The organism is Burkholderia ubonensis (assembly GCF_902833085.1).
Lineage (GTDB): Bacteria > Pseudomonadota > Gammaproteobacteria > Burkholderiales > Burkholderiaceae > Burkholderia > Burkholderia ubonensis.
In genome coordinates, this window is sequence record NZ_CADFEB010000005.1 from 373968 (window position 1) to 397010 (window position 23043).

The following is a 23043-nucleotide window of genomic DNA, read 5'->3' on the forward strand; positions in this document are numbered from 1 at the left end:
TTCCTGGATAATGCCTGGCGGCCTGGGGACGGGAATCGAAACTGGAGAGCGGCCGGTTTACGCGCGCTGTCTAGACTGGACGATTTTGCGGCGGCCGGGCGCGGCTTGTGGCGACGCACGACGCGGATGCCGCCCGGGGGCGGCCAAAAAGTTATAATTTAGCGGATTTTGGCCGACTTTCGCAATGCACAAAGCCGCGCCGGGCCCGCGCCGTCGGGCATCGCGCTCGAAATCGGCCTCCCGGGCCCGCGCGGCCCGTCCGGGAAGCCCCGCCTTGGCAGCCCCATTTAGGCGGCCCTACTTGGGCGGCCCCACCTAGGCGGCCCCATCGAACACCTATCGGAACTGCGGACATACTGATTTGAAACTGCACCAGGACGCGAGCGGCGCGCTCAACACCGTTACCGGCTATGGCCCCGATTATGTCGACGTCAATCTCGAGCGTCACGAACAAAGCGTCATCGTGCTGCCCGGCGGGCCGGTGCTCGCGTGGCCGGTGTCGTCGTTCGACGCGCTCGCGCCCGAGCATTTCGCGATGCTGCTCGAACCGGCGCCCGAGGTCGTGATCTTCGGCAGCGGCGCCCGCCTGCGCTTCCCGCATCCGCGCCTCGTCGCGGCGCTCACCGCGCGGCGCATCGGCGTCGAGACGATGGACTTCCAGGCCGCCTGCCGCACCTACAACATCCTGATGGCCGAAGGCCGCAAAGTCGCCGCCGCGCTCTTAATTGAACGTTAATCCCCGATGCGGTAAAACTCTCGCCGGCGTTCCGGGCCACGCCAGGCCGGGTCCGATCCCCGGTCCGGCGCATGCCCCGTCGTAAGCCGCCGGCGGCACATCACAACAACCAACAGGCTGAAACTTCCATGAACGATACGCCGTCGAGGCTACCGCTCAATCGCACCGCGCTCGCCCTCCTGATCCTCGCGCTCGCCGTCATCTGGTTCGCGCCGCTCGGCCTGCGCCACCTGATTCCCAGCGACGAAGGCCGCTACGCCGAGATGGCGCGCGAGATGTTCGTCACCGGCGACTGGATCACGCCGCGCTACAACGGCTACAAGTACTTCGAGAAGCCGCCGCTGCAGACCTGGCTCAACGCGCTCACGTTCGCGTGGTTCGGCGTCGGCGAGTGGCAGGCGCGCCTCTATACCGCGCTCGCGAGCTTCGCGGGCGTGCTGATCGTCGGCTTCACCGGCGCGCGCCTGTTCAACCCGCTGTCCGGCTTCCTCGCGGCCGTCGTGCTCGCGTGCTCGCCGTACTGGAACCTGATGGGCCATTTCAACGCGCTCGACATGGGCCTGGCGCTCTGGATGACCATCTCGCTCTGCGCGCTGCTGCTCGCGCAGCGCCCCGGGCTGCGGCCCGCCGCCGCGCGCGGCTGGATGTGGGCGTGCTGGGCGTCGATGGCGCTCGCGGTGCTGTCCAAGGGCCTCGTCGGCCTGATCCTGCCCGGCGCCGTGCTGGTGCTCTATACGCTGATCGCGCGCGACTGGGCGTTGTGGAAGCGCCTGTACCTCGTCAGCGGGCTCGTGGTCTTCTTCGCGATCGTCACGCCGTGGTTCGTGCTGGTCCAGCAGCGCAACCCGGAATTCTTCAATTTCTTCTTCATCGTCCAGCAGTTCCGCCGGTATCTGACCCCGGAACAGAATCGTCCCGGCCCCTTCTATTACTTCGTGCCGGTGCTGCTGATCGGCTTCCTGCCGTGGCTGTCGGTCGCGTGGCAGAGCCTGCGGCATGCGCTGCGCATGCCGCGCCAGCCGAACGGCTTCGCGCCGATGCTCGTGCTGATGATCTGGAGCGCGTTCATTTTCCTGTTCTTCAGCGCGTCGCATTCGAAGCTGATCTCGTACGTGCTGCCGGTCGCGCCGGCGCTCGCGCTCATGATCGGCGCGTACCTGCCGCTCGTGCCGGCCGAGCGCTTTCGCCGCCACCTGCTCGGCTACCTCGTGTTCCTGGTCGTCGCGGCGTTCGGCGTCATCTTCCTCGCCTACCAGGGCGATGCGCGCACGCCGAACGCGCAGTACCGCGCATTCCAGCTGTGGCTGTACGCGGGCCTCGCGGTCGCGGCCGCGCTGACGCTCGCCGCCGCGTGGCTCAACCGGCATGCGCGCGCCGGCGTCGCCGCCGCGATCACCGCGTTCGGCGCCGCGTGGCTCGCGTTCGGCACGATCGGCGGCACCGGCCACGACGAGTTCGGCCGCTACAGCTCGGGCGCGCTGCTCGCGCCCGCGGTGCGCGCCGAACTGGCGAAGCTGCCGGCCGACACGCCGTTCTACTCGGTCGAAATGCTTGACCACACGTTCCCGTTCTACGCCGGCCACACGACGATCATGGTCGCGCGCACGGACGAGCTCGCCTTCGGCATCTCGGTCGAGCCGGACAAGTGGATCCCGACCGTCGACGAGTGGATCGCCCGCTGGAACAACGAGCGCTACGCGCTCGCGATCATGCCGGTGAACCGCTACGACGATCTCGCCAAGACCGGCCTGCCGATGCGCGTGATCGCGCGCGACAACCGCCGCGTGATCGTCGAAAAGCCGCAATCGTAAGGACGCCGCCCCGTGAACCCGATCTCGCTCGTCTGCATCATCACCGGCGTCATGCTCAACGCCTGCGCGCAACTGCTGCTCAAGGCCGGCGTCAACGCCGTTGGACACTTCGAATTCACCCGTGCGAACATCGTGCCCGTCGGCCTGAAGATCGCGACCCAGTTGCCGATCATCGGCGGCCTCGGGTGCTACGTGCTCAGCGTGGTCGTGTGGATCGTCGGGCTGTCGCGGGTCGACGTGTCGATCGCGTACCCGATGCTGTCGCTCGGCTACGTCGTCAACGCGTTCGCCGCGTGGTACCTGTTCGGCGAGGTGCTGTCCGTCCAGCGGCTCGTCGGCATCGGCATCATCCTGGTCGGGGTGTTCGTGCTCGCGCGCAGCTGAGCCGCCCGGCCGTTAAGCGCCTGCCTACAAAAAATCACGGTACGAATCCGTCAACCGGTGTTTAATGCCGGTTTCGGGCAAGCGCCCGACCCTTTTCACACGCCATTACGAGTCATGCGTTCATGAGCCAGACTACCGTTCCGTTCCTGCCGTTCACGCGCCCGGAAATCGACGAGGAAACCATCCAGGGCGTCGTCGAGGTGCTGCGCTCGGGCTGGATCACCACCGGCCCGCAGAACCAGCGCTTCGAGGCCGCGCTGTCCGAGTACTTCGGCGGCCGCCCGGTGCGTGCGTTCAATTCGGGCACCTGCACGCTCGAGATCGGCCTGCGCATCGCCGGCGTCGGCCCCGGCGACGAAGTGATCACGTCGCCCGCTTCCTGGGTGTCGACCAGCAACGTGATTCTCGAAACCGGCGCGACGCCGGTGTTCGCCGACATCGACCCGGTCACCCGCAACATCGACCTCGACCTGCTCGAAAAGGCGATCACGCCGCGCACGAAGGCGATCATCCCGGTCTACCTGGCCGGCCTGCCGGTCGACATGGACCGCCTGTACGCGATCGCGCGCACGCACAACCTTCGCGTGATCGAGGACGCCGCGCAGGCGCTCGGCTCGACATGGAAAGGCAAGCGCATCGGCGCGATCGGCGACATCGTGTCGTTCAGCTTCCACGCGAACAAGAACCTGACGACGATCGAAGGCGGCGCGCTCGTGCTCAACAACGAGGACGAGGCGATCCTCGCGCAGAAGTACCGGCTGCAGGGCATCACGCGCACCGGCTTCGACGGGATGGACTGCGACGTGCTCGGCGGCAAGTACAACCTGACCGACGTCGCCGCACGCGTCGGTCTCGGCCAGCTGCCGCACCTCGAACGCTTCACCGCGCAGCGCCATGCGCTCGCCCGCGCGTACTTCGCCGCCTTCGAAGGCGGCCCGGCCGCGAAGCTCGGCCTCGGCCTGCCGCTCGCCGAATTCGAGCACGGCAACTGGCACATGTTCCTCGTCACGCTGCCGCTCGAGCGGCTGACGATCACCCGCGCCGAGTTCATGGCGCAGATGAAGGAGCGCGGCATCGGCACCGGGATCCACTACCCGGCCATCCATCTTTTCTCGCTGTACCGCGCGCGCGGCTTCAAGGAGGGCATGTTCCCCCACGCCGAACGGTACGGCGCGTCGACCGTCACGCTGCCCCTCTTCACGCAGATGACGGAGGACGACGTGCGTCGCGTCGTCGACGCCATCAACCAGATTTGCGAACAATACGGAAAGTAAGCCTACATGAGTCACCTTGAAGCACGCGCCGGGCATCCGGGCGCCGGACGTCCGGGCGCAGCCAACCCGGAAGTATCGGTCGTCATTCCCGTGTACAACGAGGAAGACGGCCTCGCCGCGCTCTTCGCGCGGCTGTATCCGGCGCTCGACGCGCTCGGCACGTCGTACGAAGTGATCCTGATCAACGACGGCAGCCGCGACCGCTCGGCCGCGATGCTCGCGGACCAGTTCCACGTGCGCCCCGACACGACGCGCGTCGTGCTGCTGAACGGCAACTACGGCCAGCACATGGCGATCCTCGCCGGCTTCGCGCAGTCGCGCGGCGATATCGTCGTCACGCTCGACGCCGACCTGCAGAACCCGCCCGAGGAAATCGGCAAGCTGATCGCGAAGATGCACGAGGGCTACGACTACGTCGGCTCGATCCGCCAGCAGCGCCAGGACAGCCTGTGGCGGCGCAAGGCATCACAGGTGATGAACCGGCTGCGCGAGCGCATCACGCGCATCAAGATGACCGACCAGGGCTGCATGCTGCGCGCGTACAGCCGCCGCATCATCGACACGATCAACGTGTGCGGCGAGGTCAACACGTTCATTCCGGCGCTCGCCTACACGTTCGCGCAGAAGCCGACCGAAGTCGAGGTCGCGCACGAGGAGCGCTTCGCGGGCGAATCGAAGTACTCGCTGTACAGCCTGATCCGCCTGAATTTCGACCTCGTGACCGGCTTCTCGGTCGTGCCGCTGCAATGGCTGTCGTTCATCGGCGTGATCCTGTCGCTCGGCTCCGCCGCGCTGTTCGTGCTGCTGCTCGTGCGGCGCTTCATCGTCGGCGCGGAAGTGCAAGGCGTGTTCACGCTGTTCGCGATCACGTTCTTCCTGCTCGGCGTGATCATCTTCGCGCTCGGCCTGCTCGGCGAGTACATCGGCCGCATCTACCAGCAGGTGCGCGCGCGGCCGCGCTACCTGATCCAGACCGTGCTCGAGCGGCACGGCAACGTGCAGGATGCGCCGGCCGACGAAGGCCGCCAGGAGGTCGCGCGATGAAGCCGCGCGCCGTCGTCTTCGCCTATCACAACGTCGGCGTGCGCTGCCTGCAGGTGCTGCTCGCGCGCGGCGTCGACGTCGCGCTGGTCGTCACGCACGAGGACAACCCGAACGAGAACATCTGGTTCGGCAGCGTCGCGTCGGTCGCGGCCGCGCACGGCATCCCGGTCGTCACGCCGGCCGATCCGGCGGACCCCGCGTTGCGCCGCGCGCTCGTCGATGCGCGGCCGGACTTCATCTTCTCGTTCTATTACCGGCACATGCTGCCCGTCGACCTGCTCGCCGTCGCGCCGCGCGGCGCGTACAACATGCACGGGTCGCTGCTGCCGAAATACCGGGGTCGGGTGCCGACCAACTGGGCGGTGCTCAACGGCGAGACGGAAACCGGCGCGACGCTGCACGAAATGGCCGCGAAGCCCGACGCGGGCGCGATCATCGGCCAGACCGCGGTGCCGATCCTGCCGGACGACACGGCCTCGCAGGTGTTCGACAAGGTCACGGTGGCCGCCGAGCAGACGCTCTGGCGCGTGCTCCCCGCGCTGCTCGCGGGCGAAGCGCCGCACCTGCCGAACGATCTCGCGGCCGGCAGCTACTTCGGCGGGCGCAAGCCCGAGGACGGCCGGATCGACTGGTCGAAGCCCGCCGCGCAAGTCTATAACCTGATCCGCGCGGTCGCGCCCCCGTATCCGGGCGCGTTCACCGACCTGAACGGCGCGCGCTTCGTGGTCGCGCGCGCGCGCGTCGCGGCGCCCGGCAGCCCGGCCGCCGCGGCGGCGGCGGATTTGCCGCCCGGCCTGCACGTAAGCGATAATGCGCTATTCGGCGTCTGCGGCGACAGCCGCGCCATATCCATTCTCGAGCTGTGGCAACAGCGCGACGGCAGCGAAACCGTCGTGACGCCCGCGGAATTCGCGCAGTTCATTCATTCTTCCCGTCATTCATGAAAGCAAAAAAAGTCCTGATCCTGGGTGTGAACGGCTTCATCGGCCATCACCTGTCGAAGCGCATTCTTGAAACCACCGATTGGGAAGTGTTCGGCATGGACATGCAGACCGATCGGCTCGGCGATCTCGTCAACCACGAGCGGATGCATTTCTTCGAGGGCGACATCACGATCAACAAGGAGTGGGTCGAGTATCACGTGAAGAAATGCGACGTGATCCTGCCGCTCGTCGCGATCGCGACGCCCGCCACCTACGTGCAGCAGCCGCTGCGCGTGTTCGAGCTCGACTTCGAGGCGAACCTGCCGATCGTGCGTTCGGCCGTGAAGTACGGCAAGCACCTCGTGTTCCCGTCGACCTCCGAGGTCTACGGGATGTGCGCGGACGAGCAGTTCGACCCGGACAACTCGGCCCTCACCTACGGCCCGATCAACAAGCCGCGCTGGATCTACGCGTGCTCGAAGCAGCTGATGGACCGCGTGATCTGGGGCTACGGGATGGAAGGCCTGAACTTCACGCTGTTCCGCCCGTTCAACTGGATCGGCCCGGGCCTCGACTCGATCTACACGCCGAAGGAAGGCAGCTCGCGCGTCGTCACGCAGTTCCTCGGCCACATCGTGCGCGGCGAGAACATCAGCCTCGTCGACGGCGGCTCGCAGAAGCGCGCGTTCACCGACATCGACGACGGCATCAGCGCGCTGATGAAGATCATCGAGAACCCGAACGGCGTCGCGTCGGGCAAGATCTACAACATCGGGAATCCGAAGAATAACTTCTCGGTCCGCGAACTCGCGCACAAGATGCTCGAGCTCGCCGCCGAGTTCCCCGAGTACGCCGATTCCGCGAAGAACGTGAATCTCGTCGAGACCACGTCGGGCGCGTACTACGGCAAGGGCTACCAGGACGTGCAGAACCGCGTGCCGAAGATCGACAACACGATGCAGGAGCTCGGCTGGGCGCCGCAATCGACGTTCGACGAAGCGCTGCGCAAGATCTTCGAGGCGTACCGCGGCCACGTCGCCGACGCGCGCGCGCTCGTCGAACAGCAAGGCTGAGCGGGACGCACGCTTGGCTCGCATCGTCCTCAAGATCGACGTCGACACGCTGCGCGGCACGCGCGAGGGCGTGCCGAACCTCGCGCGCATCTTCGACCGCTTCAGCGCGCGCGCGACCTTCCTCTTCAGCCTCGGGCCCGACCATACCGGCTGGGCGCTGCGGCGCGTGTTCCGCCCCGGGTTCCTGAAGAAGGTGTCGCGCACGTCGGTGGTCGAGCATTACGGCGTGAAGCAGCTGATGTACGGCGTGCTGCTGCCGGGCCCCGACATCGGCCGCCGCGCGATCGCCGACATGCGCGCGATCCACGAGGCCGGCTTCGAATGCGGGATCCATACGTGGGATCACGTGTACTGGCAGGACAACGTGCGCGCGCGCGACCGCGACTGGACCGCGCGTGAAATGCAGAAAAGCCACGCGCGCTTCGTCGAGATCTTCGGCGCGCCGCCCGTCACGCACGGCGCGGCGGGCTGGCAGATGAACGACGCGGCATTCGAGCAGATCGACGCGTGGGGCATGCGCTACGCGTCCGACGGCCGCGGCCATTCGCCGTACCTGCCGGTCGTCGGCGGCAGGACGCTCGCGCACGTGCAGATGCCGACGACGCTGCCGACGCTCGACGAAGTGCTCGGCATCGACGGCGTCGATACGCACAACGTCGCCGCGCATATCCTCAAGTTCACCGAAACCAATCCGCACGACCAGGTCTTCACGCTGCATGCGGAGCTGGAAGGCCAGAAGCTCGCGCCGGTGTTCGAGCAGCTGCTCGCCGGCTGGCGTGCGCAAGGCCATACGTTCGCGACGATGGGCGACTATCACGCGACGCTGGACCGCGACACGCTGCCATCGTACCCTGTCACGTGGGGCGAGATTCCGGGCCGGTCGGGCGAGCTGATCGTCCAGCCCGACTGATCCACGCGGGCAGGCGACGCCATGCGCCTGCCCGTCGACGCGGCCGCCGCCGCGCCCTTCCCTGTGCGGCGACGCGAGTCGCGCCGTCACCCACGCGCGCCGTCGCCAAGGCGCCCTCCCATAACAACAGGAGAAACACGTGTCCGTCGAAGTTGACCGTCAAGTTCCCGATTTCACCGCACCGGCCACCGGCGGCGATCTTTCGCTGTCCGACCTGCGGGGCAAGAAGCTCGTGCTGTATTTCTATCCGAAGGACAACACGCCCGGCTGCACGACCGAGGGGCTGCAGTTCCGCGATCTCTATCCGAAGTTCAAGAAGGCCGGCGCGGAAATCGTCGGCGTGTCGCGCGACAGCCTGCGCTCGCATGACAATTTCAAGGCAAAGCTCGAGCTGCCGTTCGCATTGATTTCCGATGCCGACGAAGCGTTGTGCACGCTGTTCGATGTCATCAAGATGAAGAAAATGTATGGCAAGGAAGTGCGCGGCATCGAGCGCTCGACGTTCCTGATCGACGCCGACGGCGTGCTTCGCCAGGCATGGCGCGGCATCAAGGTGCCGGGTCACGTGGACGACGTGCTGGGTGCTGTACAAGCGCTTTGAGGCGCGCTATATTGGGCCGCAATGAATGCCAGTCCGCCCCATATTTCTCGTAGCTGCGCCGGTGCTCGTAGCAATGCTTTCCGGCACCTGACGCGCATCACGACGGTATCAGCCGAGCCGCATGTCCCGGTCGACGGGGCAGCGGCTTTTTTTATGGTCTGCGCGCCGGCGCTCGGTCCGGCCCTTCACCCGTCAAGGAGTTGACCGACACTTAGGCGAACCGGCTAAACGAAATTCATGTGCGCCACCGCGCGCAAACCGCACGCGTGTTCGTCACGCAGCAGGATGCGATCAGCGGCGCACCCCAGCGACACGATTCCTCCCGAGGGACACCATGCCTTTGCCTACCCCCCCCAGCAAGCTCGGCAGCCTGCTGCCGCCCGACGAATACAAGGCGAAAGCGCGGCCGACGAAAGCTGCAAAGAAATCCGCCGAAGGGGACGTTTCCACGGCCGCTGACTACGGTCCGGCTAGCGTGGCCCAACCGATGACGCAAGCCGCCAACGCCGCCGCCGCACAACTTCGTGCGGTCGCGTCGGCACCTGAAGCCGCGAGCGCGCCCGCGCGCAGCCGCAAGACCAAGCAGACGGCCGCGCTGCTGCAGCCCGTGCCGGCGCCCGTCGAGCCCGCCGCGCCGGTCGCGCGCGCAGAGAAACCCGCCGCCGCCAAACCGGTCGCGGCGGTTGCAGCCGCCGCGAGCGAAGCCGGCGCGGCAACCAGGTCGCGCGGCCGCAAGGCCGCCGAGGCCGAGATGCAGAAGCTGTTCGTGCTCGACACGAACGTGCTGATGCACGATCCGAGCAGCCTCTTCCGCTTCGAGGAACACGACGTTTATCTGCCGATGATGACGCTCGAGGAACTCGACAATCACAAGAAGGGGATGTCGGAAGTCGCGCGCAACGCGCGCCAGGTGAGCCGCACGCTCGATGCGCTCGTCGCCGATGCGGGCCCGATCACGAACGGCATTCCGCTGTCGCGCCTCGGCAGCCGCGAGGCGCTCGGCCGCCTGTACTTCCAGACGACGCTCGCCAACATTCCGCCCGTCGAGGGCCTGCCGGAAGGCAAGGCCGACAACCAGATCCTCGGCGTCGTGCGCGCGCTGCAGCGCGACCGGCCGGACCGCCAGGTCGTGCTGGTGTCGAAAGACATCAACATGCGGATCAAGGCGCACGCGCTCGGCCTGCCCGCCGAAGACTACTTCAACGACCAGGTGCTCGAGGACAAGGATCTCCTCTACACCGGCGTACGCGAGCTGCCGCAGGACTTCTGGACCCGGCACGCGAAGGGCATGGAGAGCTGGCAGGACACGAAGACGGGCACCACGTACTACCGCGTGACCGGCCCGCTCGTCACGTCGATGCTGGTCAACGAGTTCGTCTATCTCGAGCCGCAGAACGGCGAGCCGACGTTCCATGCGCTCGTGCGCGAACTGAACGGCAAGACGGCGCTCCTGCAGACGCTGCGCGACTACAGCCACCACAAGAACAACGTGTGGGGGATCACCGCGCGCAACCGCGAGCAGAACTTCGCGCTGAACCTGCTGATGAATCCGGAGATCGACTTCGTCACGCTGCTCGGCCAGGCCGGCACCGGCAAGACGCTCGTCGCGCTCGCGGCGGGCCTCGCGCAGGTGCTCGACGACAAGCGCTACAACGAGATCATCGTGACGCGCGCGACCGTGCCGGTCGGCGAGGACATCGGCTTCCTGCCCGGCACCGAGGAAGAGAAGATGCAGCCGTGGATGGGCGCATTCGACGACAACCTCGAGGTGCTGCAGAAGACCGACGACGCAGCCGGCGAATGGGGCCGCGCGGCGACGCAGGAACTGATCCGCTCGCGCCTGAAGGTCAAGAGCATGAACTTCATGCGCGGCCGCACGTTCGTCGACAAGTACCTGATCATCGACGAGGCGCAGAACCTGACGCCGAAGCAGATGAAGACGCTCGTCACGCGCGCAGGCCCCGGCACGAAGATCGTCTGCCTCGGCAACATCGCGCAGATCGATACGCCGTACCTGACGGAAGGCAGCTCGGGCCTCACTTACGTCGTCGACCGCTTCAAGGGCTGGGGACACAGCGGCCACGTGACGCTCGCGCGCGGCGAACGCTCGCGGCTCGCCGACTACGCGTCCGACATCCTGTAACGCAGCCTGCCGGCCGATTCAGGCCGGTTCGCGAAAGCACAACGGCGCTCCCGAAACGGAGCGCCGTTTTTATTTTTGGGGTCGAAAGCATTGCGCGGCAGTGTCACGCAACAACCACTCGTTACGCGCGAAACTTCAAGTAAATTCTCAAGAACGGTTGCCTAAGCCCCGTCGGAGCGACTACCATCGGGCCTATCCGTTGTCATATGAATTGCGAGCGCGCCGCGCTCGCCCGCCTGTCATGCTTCGAATCTGGCTTCCCGTCGCCGTCGTCTCGCTGCTTGCGGCCTGTTCCAGCGTGCCGCCGCAGTCGGCTTCGCGCTCGTCGGGCATGAAGATCACGACGCCCCGCGCCTTCGCCCCGCCCGCCAATTTCCCGAAATTCGTCGACCACAGCGTCGGCCAGGAAGAAATCTCGATCCAGGCGATGAGCCTCGTCGGCGTCCCGTACCGCTGGGGCGGCAATACGCCGGACAGCGGCTTCGACTGCAGCGGGCTCGTGCGCTACGTGGTCGGCCGCGCGGCGGACGTGAACCTGCCGCGCACGACCGCCGACATGAGCGGCCGCGGCATGTCGATCGACCCCGAACAGGTCGCGCCGGGCGACCTGATCTTCTTCAACACGACCGGCCGGCCGCATTCGCACGTCGGCATCTATGTCGGCAAGCTGCGCTTCGTCAACGCGCCGTCGACCGGCGGCACCGTGCGGCTCGACTACTTGACGAACCCGTACTGGGCGAAGCGCTTCGACGGGATTCGCCGCGTCGCGCCACCAAAGTCGCAACCGACGCCGTTCGATGCGCCGACTTATGAAGCGCGGCGCGACGACGTGCCGCGCGCGCAGCCGGCGGCGCCCGCGCCTGTCGTAACGGCAGCAGCGCCGCGGCAGCCCGCTTTTGCGGCTGCGCAGCCGAGCGTGTCGCCGGCGCCGGCTCCGATTGCGCCTGTCGCAACAGCCGCGTCGGCGGCGCCTGCCGATGCGTACGAACCGCCGCCGCCGCGCATGGCCGTGGCCCAGCAACAGGCCTCGTCCGTGGGCGGCGCCGCCGCCCAGACGGCAAACGCGACGCCGGTCGGCACACCGGAAGTCGGCACGCCGATTCCGACGACGGCGCTAACGGCCGCCGAGGCCGCCGCATTCGATGCGGAACCGCCGCCCGCCGCCGCGCCCCGTCAAGCGCGCATCGCCGAGTCCGACGCCGTGCAGGTGCTGCGCGCGTCGACGCGATCCGCGCCCGTCAGCGCGCGCACCGGCACGGCCGATGATCCGATTGCACGATTCGCCAACGGAAATGACTGATTCGCGCGGCGTTGACGCCGCGCTGCGTTCTCATCACGGGCAAGCTCCGCCCGATTGCGCTCTGCACTTGTAGAGATGATCGGCACATCGAACGGCATACGGTCGCCGTAGCCCGAGCCCGGCTCGGCGCCCCGTCCTGCTTCCCCCCGCCGTACCCCTGATCCGCAGAGCCCTCATCCGCACTCTGCATTCCAACCCGCCCGACCAAATAAAAAGCGCCGCAGCCTGTCGGCATGCGGCGCTTTCGATGTGAAGCGTCGTTCGGGCGCGATCAGAAGATCCGATGGCCGAGCCACCAGCCGCCCGCCGCGAACAGCGCGGACGCCGGCAGCGTCAGCACCCACGCCCACACGATGTTGCCGGCGACACCCCAGCGCACGGCCGACAGCTTCTGCGTCGCGCCGACGCCGACGATCGCGCCGGTGATCGTATGGGTCGTCGACACCGGAATGCCGAGGAACGACGCGATGAACAGCGTCATTGCGCCGCCCGTCTCCGCGCAGAACCCGCCGACCGGCTTCAGCTTGGTGATCTTCTGGCCCATCGTGCGCACGATCCGCCAGCCGCCGAACAGCGTGCCGAGGCCCATCGACAGGTAGCACGCACCGATCACCCATGCCGGCGGTGCGTCGGAGCCCGCCGACGCGTAGCCGGTCGCGATCAGCAGCATCCAGATGATGCCGATCGTCTTCTGCGCATCGTTACCGCCGTGGCCGAGGCTGTACAGCCCTGCCGACAGCAGCTGCAGACGACGGAACCGCCGGTCGACCTTGCTCGGCGCGGTGCGGAAGTACAGCCACGACACGCCGAGCATGAACAGCGAACCGAGGATGAAGCCGAGCAGCGGCGAGATGAAGATGAACGCGATCGTCTTCATCAGGCCGTCGATGTTCAGCGATCCCCAGCCCGACTTCGCGAGCGCCGAGCCGACGAGGCCGCCGATCAGCGCGTGCGACGAGCTCGACGGGATCCCGTAGTACCAGGTGATCACGTTCCAGGCGATCGCGCCGACGAGCGCGCCGAACACGACATAGTGGTCGACGATCCCGGGATCGATCGTGCCTTTGCCGACGGTCTGCGCGACCTTCAGGTGGAAGATGAAATACGCAATGACGTTGAACGCGGCGGCAAACGCGACCGCCTGCTGAGGCTTCAGCACCCCGGTGGACACGACGGTGGCGATCGAGTTCGCCGCGTCGTGGAAGCCGTTCATGAAGTCGAATACGAGCGCGACGAGCACCAGCGCCGCGACCATCCATAGGGCAAGTTGTATCGAATGCATCGTGTTCCGCTCAGGCGTTTTCCAGCACGATGCCTTCGATGATGTTCGCGACGTCCTCGCATTTGTCGGTGATCTCTTCGAGCAGCTCGTAGATCGCCTTCAGCTTGATGAGGTTCTTCACGTCGTTTTCTTCGCGGAACAGCTTCGACATCGCCGCGCGCAGCACGCGGTCCGCCTCCGATTCCCAGCGGTCGATCTCCTCGCACGCCTTGAGGATCTGCGCGGACTGCTTCATGTCCGACAGCAGCGCGACGGCCTGCTGCACGTGCTGCGCCGACTGCGTGACGATATGCGCGAGCTGGCTCGCCTCGGACGTCACCGCCTGCACGTCGTACAGCGACACGGCGGTCGCGACGTCCTCCATCAGGTCGAGGATGTCGTCCATCGTCGTGATCAGCTTGTGGATCTCGTCGCGGTCGAGCGGCGTGATGAACGTCTTGTGGAGCAGATCGATCGCTTCGTGCGTCAGCTTGTCAGCGGCCTTCTCGGCCAGCTGCACATTCTGCTTGTGAATCTCGGCGTCGGCGAGATTGTCGATCAGCAGTTCGAGTTCGCGGCCACCGGAAACGATGTACTTCGCGTGCGCGTTGAAGATTTCGAAGAACTTGCCCTCGGTGGGCATGAATCGACCGAACATGGAATTCCTGAAAGATGGTCAAACGGCTGTCACAAAAATCGGCGACATTGTACCGTTTCCCGTCCGGCGCGCACATGAAGCGTGCGCGCGCACCGAGACGGGATACAACGTTTCGTGAAATAGGGGTTTACAACCGGCGTTACTCGCCGTAGAAGCTCTGTGCACCTGCAAAGTTGTCGAACTTCGTGTATTGCCCCAGGAACGTGAGTCGAACGGGCCCGATCGGGCCGTTACGCTGCTTGCCGATGATGATTTCGGCAGTGCCCTTGTCGGGGCTGTCCGGGTTGTAGACTTCGTCCCGGTAGATGAACAGGATCACGTCCGCGTCCTGTTCGATTGCACCCGATTCCCGCAGGTCCGACATCACCGGACGCTTGTTCGGACGCTGTTCGAGGCCGCGGTTGAGCTGCGACAGCGCGATCACCGGCACGTCCAGCTCCTTCGCGAGGCCCTTCAGCGAGCGGGAAATTTCCGAGATTTCGGTCGCGCGGTTCTCGCCCTGCGACGACCCCGACATCAGCTGCAGGTAGTCGACGATGATGAGGCCGAGCTTGCCGCACTGGCGCGCGAGCCGGCGCGCCCGCGAACGCAGCTCCATCGGGTTCAGGCCGCCCGTCTCGTCGATGAAGAGCTGCGCCTCGCTCATCTTCTGCACCGCGTGGGTCAGCTTCGGCCAATCCTCGTCGGTCAGCCGCCCGGTCCGCATCCGGTGCTGGTCGAGCCGACCGACCGAACCGAGCATACGCATCACGAGCTGCGTGCCCGGCATTTCCATCGAGAACACCGCGACCGGCAGCCCGTACTCGACCGCGACGTATTCGCCGATGTTCATCGAGAACGCCGTTTTACCCATCGACGGACGGCCGGCGACGATGATCAGCTCGCCGCCGTGCATCCCCGACGTCATCTTGTCGAGGTCGACGAAGCCCGTCGGCGTGCCGGTGACGTCGCTCGGGTTCGCGGTGTGATACAGCGTGTCGATGCGCTCGACGACCTGCGTGAGCAGCGGCCCGATCTCGAGGAAGCCCTGGTTGCCGCGCGCGCCCTCTTCGGCGATCGAGAACACCTTCGCTTCCGCCGCGTCGAGCAGCTGGCGGACTTCCTTGCCCTGCGGGTTGAACGCATCGGCGGAAATCTCGTCGGCCACCGATACGAGCCGGCGCAGCACCGCGCGGTCGCGCACGATTTCCGCATAGCGGCGGATGTTCGCGGCGCTCGGCGTATTCTGCGCAAGCGCGTTCAGGTACGCGAGCCCGCCGACGTCGTCCGCCTTGCCCGACGTGGTCAACGCTTCGTACACGGTCACCACGTCGGCCGGACGCGTCGAGGCAATCAGCCTGCCGATGTGCTCGAAGATGATCCGGTGGTCGTAGCGGTAGAAATCGCCCTGCGACAGATAGTCGGCGATCCGGTCCCACGCCGCATTGTCGAGCAACAGGCCGCCCAGCACCGACTGCTCGGCTTCGACCGAGTGCGGCGGGACTTTCAGCGATTCGATTTGAGGATCTTGCGGCGCGTTCATGGGTTGGGATTATCGCGAATTGGGCGCGGAGATGCCAGCGCGGTCGCCGGCTGCCGGGCAACAAAAAAGGCAGGACCCGGTTGCCCGGGCGCCTGCCCTTCATCCGGGCGGCGGGAGCCGCCCGGCGAGACTGCCTGTCGCTTACGCGTGGTCGCCGATCACGTTGACCGTGACGTCGACGACGACGTCCGTGTGCAGCGCGACCTGAACGCCGTGCTCGCCGATCATCTTCAGCGGGCCTTCCGGCATGCGAACCTGCGACTTCTCGACGTCGTAGCCTGCCTTCTTCAGCAGTTCAGCCACGTCACCGTTCGTGACCGAGCCGAACAGACGGCCGTCGACGCCCGACTTCTGCGTGATTTCGAACGATTGGCCTGCCAGCTTCTCGCCGACTGCCTGCGAAGCTGCCAGCTTTTCAGCGGCGACCTTCTCGAGCTCTGCGCGACGCACTTCGAATTCAGCGATCGCTTCCTTCGTTGCGCGGCGAGCCTTGCGGTTCGGGATCAGGAAGTTGCGAGCGTAACCGTCCTTGACCTTGACGATGTCGCCGAGGTTGCCCAGATTGGCGACTTTTTCCAACAGAATGATTTGCATTCGAATTCTCCTTATTGCGTCGCCTGATTACGCCTTGTGCTGATCGGTGTACGGCAGCAGCGCGAGGAAACGCGCGCGCTTGATTGCCGTGTCCAGCTGACGCTGATAGTGCGCCTTCGTACCCGTCAGGCGAGCCGGCGTGATCTTGCCGTTTTCGCCGATGAAGTCCTTCAGCGTTTCCGTGTCCTTGTAGTCGATCTGCTCGACGCCGGCCGCGGTGAAGCGGCAGAACTTCTTGCGCTTGAAGAGCGGGTTTTGTTGCTGACGACGCTTGTCGAATTTCTTACCAGTGGGGCGGGCCATGTTCAGTCCTTTCCAATGTCCTGCAATGCTGTGATGTGAAACACCAAGGTGCGCGCGTTGCGGCTTTTCTTCGCCAGGAAGCCCGTGAACAGCGTCTCGACGCCCATTTCACAGCCTTCCAGCCTGCCGCTCGCCTCGCCGGCCGCCACCGCCTCGATCGTCATCTCGACCTGACGGCGAATGCCTGCCTCGACGACTTCCGTGCGGTGCTGCAACGTGGCGCTTGCGATCGGAACGCCGGCGGGCGTGTACCGCACCGCTGCGCGCTCGACGACGCTCGCCGTCAATTGCAACCTGTTCACGTGAGTCGCGTGCTCCTTGATGGCTTAAAGGTTACGAGCTTAAGCCTGCGCTTCGGTCGGCTGAGCAGCAGCCGCCTTCTTGGCTTCTTCGCGCTGAACTTCCTTCATCATCGGCGACGGGCCGGTCTCGGCCTTCTTCATCTTGACGATGAGGTGACGCAGCACGGCGTCGTTGAACTTGAACGCGTGTTCGAGTTCGTCGAGCGTCGTCTGGTCGCACTCGATGTTCATGCAGACGTAGTGAGCCTTCGCGAGTTTCTCGATCATGTAGGCCAGCTGGCGACGGCCCCAGTCTTCGACACGGTGGATCTGGCCGCCGTGCGTCGTGATCGTGGTCTTGTAACGCTCGATCATCGCGGGCACTTGCTCGCTCTGATCGGGGTGCACGATGAATACGATTTCGTAATGACGCATTACACACTCCTTGTGGATTGAAGCCACCCGGGCGTCTGAACCGGTGTGGCAAGTGAGAAGCCGAAGATTCTAACCCGGATATGGGTCGCGTGCAAGGCGAACCGTTGATTCGCCGCGCGAATCGGCCGTGTTTTCAACGACTTGAGCCCGGTCGGCGGCGGCGCCCCCCGCAGATCGTGATGGGGCCGCATCGCGCGGCCCGCCGTCATTCGGTGCGCGGCGCGGCAAGGCGCGCGTTCAGCGCCGTCTTGAATGCCGCAAGCGCTGCCGGCTCGGCGTCCGTCACCGCCCACCACGTCATGCCGGCCGCGTCCCAGCGGTCGAGCGCATAGCCCTGCGACACGGTCGCATACGGCGCCGCCCCGCCCTCGCCGGCCGGCCGCACGTAGACGTCGATCACGTGCTGCCGGTAGCGGTAGACGAGCACCGCGACGCGCCGCTGCCCGACGTAGTCGAGCCGCCCGCCCGCGAGCGGGAAGCCGCTCGCGCCCAGGTCCTCGACCGGCGGCGCGTAGTCGAGCCGCCCGTTGAACCACGGCTTGACCGTGTGGCGGTCCGTCGAGATCACGTCGATGTCGCGCGCCGACAGGCCGGCCCGCACGTGGCTCGCGACAAGCTCGTCGACGGCGCGCTCCGTCGCCGCGCGGTGCGCGGACAGCGTCAGCCCCGCCGCCGCGGCCAGCGCGACCACGAGCGCAACACCCCAGCCGAGGCCCGGCAGCGCGACGGCGCCCGGACGCGGCCGAACCGTCGCCTGGCCGCGCGGCGCGCCCCGCAGGCCGAGCCGTTCCAGCCAGCCGGGCCCGCGCGCGGCCGCCCGGGGTTCGGCGTCCGCCGCCGGCAGCCCCGCGAGAATGCGCGCGCGCAGCGCATCCGGCGCGCGATGGTATTCCGCCTGCCGGACTGCCTGGCCGAGCGCGACGATCCGGTCGCGCTCGCGGCGGCACGCGTCGCAGGCGTCGACGTGCCGCTGGATCCGCATCGCATCGGGCGCCGGCAACTCGCGGTCGACGTCCGCGCCGAGCAGTTCGCGCGCTTCGTTACAGTCCATCGATGGCCTCCGATGCGGTTCCGGCCGCCGGCGCGCCGCCCGATGCGGCGCCGGCCTGCGGCGCTTCCTTGCGGGCCGCGCCGCGCGCACCGCCGAGCAGCGCGGCGAGGCGGCGGCGGCCGCGCGCGAGCCGCGACATCACGGTGCCCACCGGCACGTCCGCGATCGCCGCGATCTCGCGGTAGCTCAAATCCTCCATTTCGCGCAGCACGAGCACTTCCCGATATTCGGTCGGCAGTTTCGCGAGCGCGGCGTTCACGAGCCGGGCGTCTTCGCCGCGCAGCAGTTGGGCGAGCGGATCTTCCGCCTCCGGGTGCCAGTCGTCGACCGACTCCGATCCATCGAGCGTGTCGGGCACCGCCACTTCGTGCGCGTGCGTGCGCCGCCGCCATTCCGTGTACCAGGTATGGCGCACGATCGTCAGCAGCCACGGCCGCGCGTTGCCGCCGTGGCAGCCGTCGACGAAGCGCAGCGCCCGCACGCACGCCTCCTGGACGACGTCCTCGGCGTCGCTCGCGTTGCCGCTCAGCCAGCGCGCGAGGTTGTACGCGGCGTCCAGATGCGGCAGCACGAGCGTGCGAAAGCGTTCGCCGCGTGCCGCCGCGCCGCCGTCGTCCACCGCCCGTTCGTCGACCCTCCGGCCGGATTGCCCCACGTCGCCTCCTCGTTGATCCGCGCGGCCGCGGCCGCCTCCGTCCGGCGTGCGGCGCCCGGACAGACTGGCGATACGCACGCGGTCGAAGATATCTACCGCCCGTGAATCGAGTTTATTCCCGCCGAACGCGCCGGGAGACGAAAAATAATCCGGGAATGACGGCCATGCGAGGGCGGTATCACAGGCAAACGCCGTCGTCATCATCCGCACAGGTGCCGCCATGCCATACGCCCTCGCGTTCCCGAAGCACCCCGATTCGCGCGCGGCCGGCCGCACCCGCCGCGGCGAACTTCGCGCTCCCGCGCCGCCCGCCGCCGCGCCGGGTCGCACCCCGGCCGCCGCCGCGTCGCGCGCGCCTACGGCGTGCCGCTCCAGTAGCCGGCGCGCGCGTACGCGTCGCGCAGGTAGTCGATGAAATAGCGCACGCGTGCCGGCACGTAGCGCTGCTGCGGATAGACGGCGAGGATGTCGTAATCGGGCAGCGCATAGTCGTCGAGGACGGTCTCGAGCTCGCCCGTCTCGAGCTGCGCGGCGATCTCCCAGGTCGAGCGCCAGCCGAGCCCGAGCCCTTCCGACGCCCAGCGGTGCAGCAGTTCGCCGTCGTTGCAGTCGAGGTTGCCCGTCACGCGCATCGTGACGATCTTGCCGTTGCGCTGGAAGTACCAGCCGCGGTTCTGGCCGCCTTGCAGGTTGAACGCGAGGCAGTTGTGCTTCAGCAGGTCGTCGAGCGTCTTCGGGCGGCCGTGCCGGCGGAAATAGTCCGGCGTGCCGCAGACGACGCGCCGGTTCGACGCGAGCTTCACCGCGACGAAGTTCGGATCGACCGCGCCGCCGATCCGGATCGACAGGTCGTAGCCTTCGCGCACGAGGTCGACGACCCGGTCGGTCAGGTTGAACGACAGCTGCATGTCCGGCTTGTCGGCGAGAAAGCCCGGCGCGTGGGGCGCGACGTGCTTGCGGCCGAACGCGGCCGGCGCGGACACGATCAGGTGGCCGCTCACCGCGCGCCGCCCGGCGGCCAGCTCGTTCTCGGCCTGGTCCCATTCGGCGAGCAGCCCGCGGCAGCGCTCGAGGAACGCCGCGCCCTCCTCGCTGACGACGAGCCGCCGCGTCGAGCGGTACATCAGCTTCACGCCGAGACGCTTCTCGAGCGCGTCGATGCGCCGGCCGAGCACGACCGGCGACACGCCCTCCTCGAGCGCCGCGGCCGCGAGGCTGCCCGCGTCCGCGACCCGCACGAACGTCTCGATCTGCTTGAAGCGGTCCATCCCGTGTCTCCGGTCCCATGCAAAGCGCATGACGGTGACGGCCGGCCAACGCCCGACCTGCCGTCATTCGATACTTTTAGTTTCGAAAAAAGCGACTTCGGCTGATCTTATCAAACCTTTGATGCATCCCTAAAGTGTCTCCAACAGACCGATTCGCAAGACCCGCAAACATTCAAGGAGACATTCATGGCCAAGATGAGAGCCGTCGACGCCGCTGTGCTCGTGCTCGAGAAGGAAGGCATCCAGACCGCGTTCGGCGTGCCGGGCGCCGCGATCAACCCGTTCTATTCCGCGATGCGCAAGTCGGGCGGCATCAGCCACGTGCTGGCCCGCCACGTCGAGGGCGCGTCGCACATGGCCGAAGGCTATACGCGCGCGGCTCCTGGCAACATCGGCGTGTGCATCGGCACGTCGGGCCCCGCCGGCACCGACATGATCACGGGCCTCTACTCGGCGTCCGCCGACTCGATCCCGATCCTCGCGATCACCGGCCAGGCGCCGCGCGCGCGTCTCTACAAGGAGGACTTCCAGGCGGTCGACATCGAGTCGATCGCGAAGCCGGTCACCAAGTGGGCCGTCACCGTGCGCGAGCCGGCGCTCGTGCCGCGGGTGTTCCAGCAGGCATTCCACCTGATGCGCTCGGGCCGTCCGGGCCCGGTGCTGGTCGACCTGCCGATCGACGTGCAGCTCGCCGAGATCGAATTCGACATCGACACCTATGAGCCGCTGCCCGTCTACAAGCCCGCGGCGACCCGCGCGCAGGTCGAGAAGGCGCTCGCGATGCTCAACGACGCGGACAAGCCGCTGATCGTGTCGGGCGGCGGCGTGCTCAATGCGGCGGCCGAGGACCTGCTCGTCGCGTTCGCGGAAACCGTCGGCGTGCCGGTGATCCCGACGCTGATGTCGTGGGGCGCGATACCCGACGACCATCCGCTGATGGCCGGCATGGTCGGCCTGCAGACGTCGCACCGCTACGGCAACGCGACGATGCTCGCATCCGACTTCGTGCTCGGCATCGGCAACCGCTGGGCGAACCGCCACACGGGCAGCATCGACGTCTACACGAAGGGCCGCAAGTTCGTGCACGTCGACATCGAGCCGACCCAGATCGGCCGCGTATTCGGCCCGGATCTGGGCATCGTATCCGACGCGAAGGCCGCGCTCGAGCTGTTCGTTGCCGTCGCGCAGGAATGGAAGGCCGCCGGCAAGCTGAAGGACCGCGGCGCGTGGGTGGCCGAATGCCAGCAGCGCAAGCGCACGCTGCAGCGCAAGACGCACTTCGACAACGTGCCGGTCAAGCCGCAGCGCGTGTACGAGGAGATGAACAAGGTGTTCGGCCGCGACACGTGCTACGTCAGCACGATCGGCCTGTCGCAGATCGCCGCCGCGCAGTTCCTGCACGTATTCAAGGCGCGCAACTGGATCAACTGCGGCCAGGCCGGCCCGCTCGGCTGGACGATCCCCGCCGCGCTCGGCGTGCGCGCGGCCGATCCGCAACGGCCGATCGTCGCGCTGTCGGGCGACTACGACTTCCAGTTCATGATCGAGGAGCTCGCCGCCGGCGCGCAGTTCAAGCTGCCGTACGTGCACGTCGTCGTGAACAACTCGTACCTCGGGCTGATCCGCCAGGCGCAGCGCGCGTTCGACATGGACTACTGCGTGCAGCTCGCGTTCGACAACGTCAACGCGCCGGAACTGAACGGCTATGGCGTCGACCACGTCGCGGTGGCCGAAGGCCTCGGCTGCAAGGCGCTGCGCGTATCCCGGCCGGAAGAGATCGAGCCGGCGCTGAAGCAGGCGCAGGCGCTTGCGGAAGAGTTCAGCGTGCCGGTGATCGTCGAAGTGATCCTCGAGCGCGTGACCAACATCTCGATGGGCACCGAGATCGACGCGATCAACGAGTTCGAGGATCTCGCCGACAAAGCCGAACACGCGCCGACCGCGATCTCGCTGCTCGACTGACCCGCCACATTACAACTGACCGACCGAAGAGGCTTAGCTCATGCCGAAGTTTGCAGCCAACCTGACCATGCTGTTCAACGAAGTGCCGTTCCTCGACCGCTTCAACGCGGCCGCCGACGCGGGCTTCGACGCCGTCGAGTTCCTGTTCCCGTATCCGTACGCGAAAGAGGAACTCGCCGAGCGACTCGAGACGCACCGCCTGCGCCTCGTGCTGCACAACCTGCCCGCCGGCAACTGGGACCAGGGCGAGCGCGGCATCGCATGCCTGCCCGATCGCGTCGGCGAATTCCAGGAAGGCGTCGGCCGCGCGATCGAGTATGCGAAGGCGCTGAAGGTGCCGCAGCTGAACTGCCTGGTCGGGATTCCGTCGGCGAGCACGGCGCGCGACACGACCTTCGTCACGATCGTCGACAACCTGCGCTTCGCGGCCGATGCGCTGAAGCGCGAAGGCATCCGCCTGCTCGTCGAGCCGTGCAATTCGTTCGACATCCCGGGCTTTGCGCTGAACCGCTCGGCCGAGGGGCTCGACGTGATCCGCGCGGTCGGCTCGGACAACCTGTTCCTGCAGTACGACATCTATCACATGCAGCGCATGGAAGGCGAACTGGCCGCGACGATCGAACGCAACCTCGCGTCGATCGGCCACGTCCAGCTCGCCGACAACCCGGGCCGCAACGAGCCGGGCACGGGCGAGATCAACTACGCGTTCCTGTTCGCGCTGCTCGACCGGCTTGGCTATGCGGGCTACGTCGGCTGCGAATACAAGCCCCGCACCACCACGACCGAAGGGCTCGGCTGGCTGCAACGCATCGCCGGCTGCGCACCGGGCTCGGCGCGCCGCGCCGCCTGAGCCC

General features: G+C 66.9%; 23 protein-coding genes. 13 read left to right on the top strand and 10 right to left on the bottom strand.

The features are described from left to right. The first annotated feature begins 361 nt into the window (after positions 1–361). From HWX31_RS16145 to HWX31_RS16195, 11 genes are all read left to right on the top strand, one after another. The gene (locus tag HWX31_RS16145) at positions 362–736 is read left to right on the top strand and encodes an Mth938-like domain-containing protein (RefSeq protein WP_042584182.1); all 375 of its coding nucleotides are present in this window, start codon (positions 362–364) and stop codon (positions 734–736) included. A gap of 128 nt (positions 737–864) precedes the next feature. After that, entirely contained in the window at positions 865–2547 is a 1683-nt protein-coding gene (locus tag HWX31_RS16150) for a glycosyltransferase family 39 protein (protein WP_174965595.1), read from the top strand. Between the two features lie 12 nt (positions 2548–2559). Further along, positions 2560–2931 carry an EamA family transporter gene (locus HWX31_RS16155; protein ID WP_059611520.1) on the top strand — a complete coding sequence of 124 codons (372 nt, stop codon included), beginning with the start codon at positions 2560–2562 and terminating at the stop codon, positions 2929–2931. A 122-nt stretch (positions 2932–3053) separates the two neighbouring features. Then, on the top strand, positions 3054–4205 hold the full coding sequence (locus HWX31_RS16160) for a DegT/DnrJ/EryC1/StrS family aminotransferase (protein ID WP_174965596.1): 1152 nt from the start codon (positions 3054–3056) through the stop codon (positions 4203–4205). Between the two features lie 6 nt (positions 4206–4211). Continuing rightward, positions 4212–5249, top strand: a complete 1038-nt coding sequence (locus HWX31_RS16165) for a glycosyltransferase (RefSeq protein WP_174965597.1) — start codon at positions 4212–4214, stop codon at positions 5247–5249. Beyond that, positions 5246–6193, top strand: coding sequence for a formyltransferase (locus HWX31_RS16170; RefSeq protein WP_174965598.1), 948 nt, complete (start codon positions 5246–5248; stop codon positions 6191–6193). The genes HWX31_RS16165 and HWX31_RS16170 overlap by 4 nt, the downstream gene beginning before the upstream one ends. Continuing rightward, positions 6190–7245 (top strand): bifunctional UDP-4-keto-pentose/UDP-xylose synthase, encoded by a 1056-nt coding sequence (locus HWX31_RS16175; protein WP_010092202.1) that lies wholly within the window; start codon positions 6190–6192, stop codon positions 7243–7245. Before HWX31_RS16170 ends, HWX31_RS16175 begins: the two co-directional genes overlap by 4 nt. A 13-nt stretch (positions 7246–7258) precedes the next feature. Then, entirely contained in the window at positions 7259–8155 is an 897-nt protein-coding gene (locus HWX31_RS16180) for a polysaccharide deacetylase family protein (RefSeq protein ID WP_059479058.1), read from the top strand. Between the two features lie 139 nt (positions 8156–8294). Then, positions 8295–8756, top strand: coding sequence for a peroxiredoxin (locus HWX31_RS16185; RefSeq protein WP_010092200.1), 462 nt, complete (start codon positions 8295–8297; stop codon positions 8754–8756). A gap of 334 nt (positions 8757–9090) precedes the next feature. Beyond that, positions 9091–10899, top strand: a complete 1809-nt coding sequence (locus tag HWX31_RS16190) for a PhoH family protein (RefSeq protein WP_174965599.1) — start codon at positions 9091–9093, stop codon at positions 10897–10899. 241 nt (positions 10900–11140) lie between these two features. After that, positions 11141–12199 (top strand): C40 family peptidase, encoded by a 1059-nt coding sequence (locus HWX31_RS16195; protein WP_174965600.1) that lies wholly within the window; start codon positions 11141–11143, stop codon positions 12197–12199. Between the two features lie 271 nt (positions 12200–12470). On the opposite strand, the gene HWX31_RS16200 is transcribed toward HWX31_RS16195, so the two are convergent. The 10 genes from HWX31_RS16200 to HWX31_RS16245 all read right to left on the bottom strand — a co-directional run bounded on the left by HWX31_RS16200 (position 12471) and on the right by HWX31_RS16245 (position 20227). Continuing rightward, entirely contained in the window at positions 12471–13481 is a 1011-nt protein-coding gene (locus HWX31_RS16200; RefSeq protein ID WP_029226519.1) for an inorganic phosphate transporter, read from the bottom strand. Between the two features lie 10 nt (positions 13482–13491). After that, positions 13492–14118: a DUF47 domain-containing protein gene (locus HWX31_RS16205; RefSeq protein ID WP_010092194.1), complete on the bottom strand. Its 627-nt coding sequence runs from the start codon at positions 14116–14118 to the stop codon at positions 13492–13494. Between the two features lie 139 nt (positions 14119–14257). Next, positions 14258–15640, bottom strand: coding sequence for a replicative DNA helicase (locus HWX31_RS16210; protein WP_174965601.1), 1383 nt, complete (start codon positions 15638–15640; stop codon positions 14258–14260). A gap of 141 nt (positions 15641–15781) precedes the next feature. After that, the gene (gene rplI, locus HWX31_RS16215) at positions 15782–16234 is read right to left on the bottom strand and encodes a 50S ribosomal protein L9 (protein ID WP_059611533.1); all 453 of its coding nucleotides are present in this window, start codon (positions 16232–16234) and stop codon (positions 15782–15784) included. 27 nt (positions 16235–16261) lie between these two features. Beyond that, positions 16262–16537, bottom strand: a complete 276-nt coding sequence (gene rpsR, locus HWX31_RS16220; protein WP_004193360.1) for a 30S ribosomal protein S18 — start codon at positions 16535–16537, stop codon at positions 16262–16264. Between the two features lie 2 nt (positions 16538–16539). Then, a complete protein-coding gene (priB, locus tag HWX31_RS16225; protein WP_010092191.1) occupies positions 16540–16839 on the bottom strand; it encodes a primosomal replication protein N in 300 nt (99 codons plus the stop codon). A gap of 39 nt (positions 16840–16878) precedes the next feature. Further along, positions 16879–17253, bottom strand: coding sequence for a 30S ribosomal protein S6 (rpsF, locus tag HWX31_RS16230; protein WP_006755436.1), 375 nt, complete (start codon positions 17251–17253; stop codon positions 16879–16881). Positions 17254–17458: 205 nt separating this feature from the next. Beyond that, complete coding sequence (locus HWX31_RS16235) at positions 17459–18304, bottom strand: anti-sigma factor family protein (RefSeq protein WP_175933942.1); 846 nt, start codon at positions 18302–18304, stop codon at positions 17459–17461. Next, positions 18294–18959, bottom strand: a complete 666-nt coding sequence (locus HWX31_RS16240) for an RNA polymerase sigma factor (protein ID WP_174966014.1) — start codon at positions 18957–18959, stop codon at positions 18294–18296. The genes HWX31_RS16235 and HWX31_RS16240 overlap by 11 nt, the downstream gene beginning before the upstream one ends. Positions 18960–19315: 356 nt before the next feature. Next, positions 19316–20227 (bottom strand): LysR family transcriptional regulator, encoded by a 912-nt coding sequence (locus HWX31_RS16245; protein WP_010092188.1) that lies wholly within the window; start codon positions 20225–20227, stop codon positions 19316–19318. A 186-nt stretch (positions 20228–20413) separates the two neighbouring features. Here HWX31_RS16245 and gcl point away from each other — a divergent pair, with 186 nt between their 5' ends. Then, positions 20414–22189, top strand: coding sequence for a glyoxylate carboligase (gene gcl / locus HWX31_RS16250; RefSeq protein WP_059618112.1), 1776 nt, complete (start codon positions 20414–20416; stop codon positions 22187–22189). 40 nt (positions 22190–22229) lie between these two features. Beyond that, on the top strand, positions 22230–23039 hold the full coding sequence (hyi, locus tag HWX31_RS16255; RefSeq protein ID WP_174966013.1) for a hydroxypyruvate isomerase: 810 nt from the start codon (positions 22230–22232) through the stop codon (positions 23037–23039). The last annotated feature ends 4 nt before the right edge of the window (positions 23040–23043 follow it).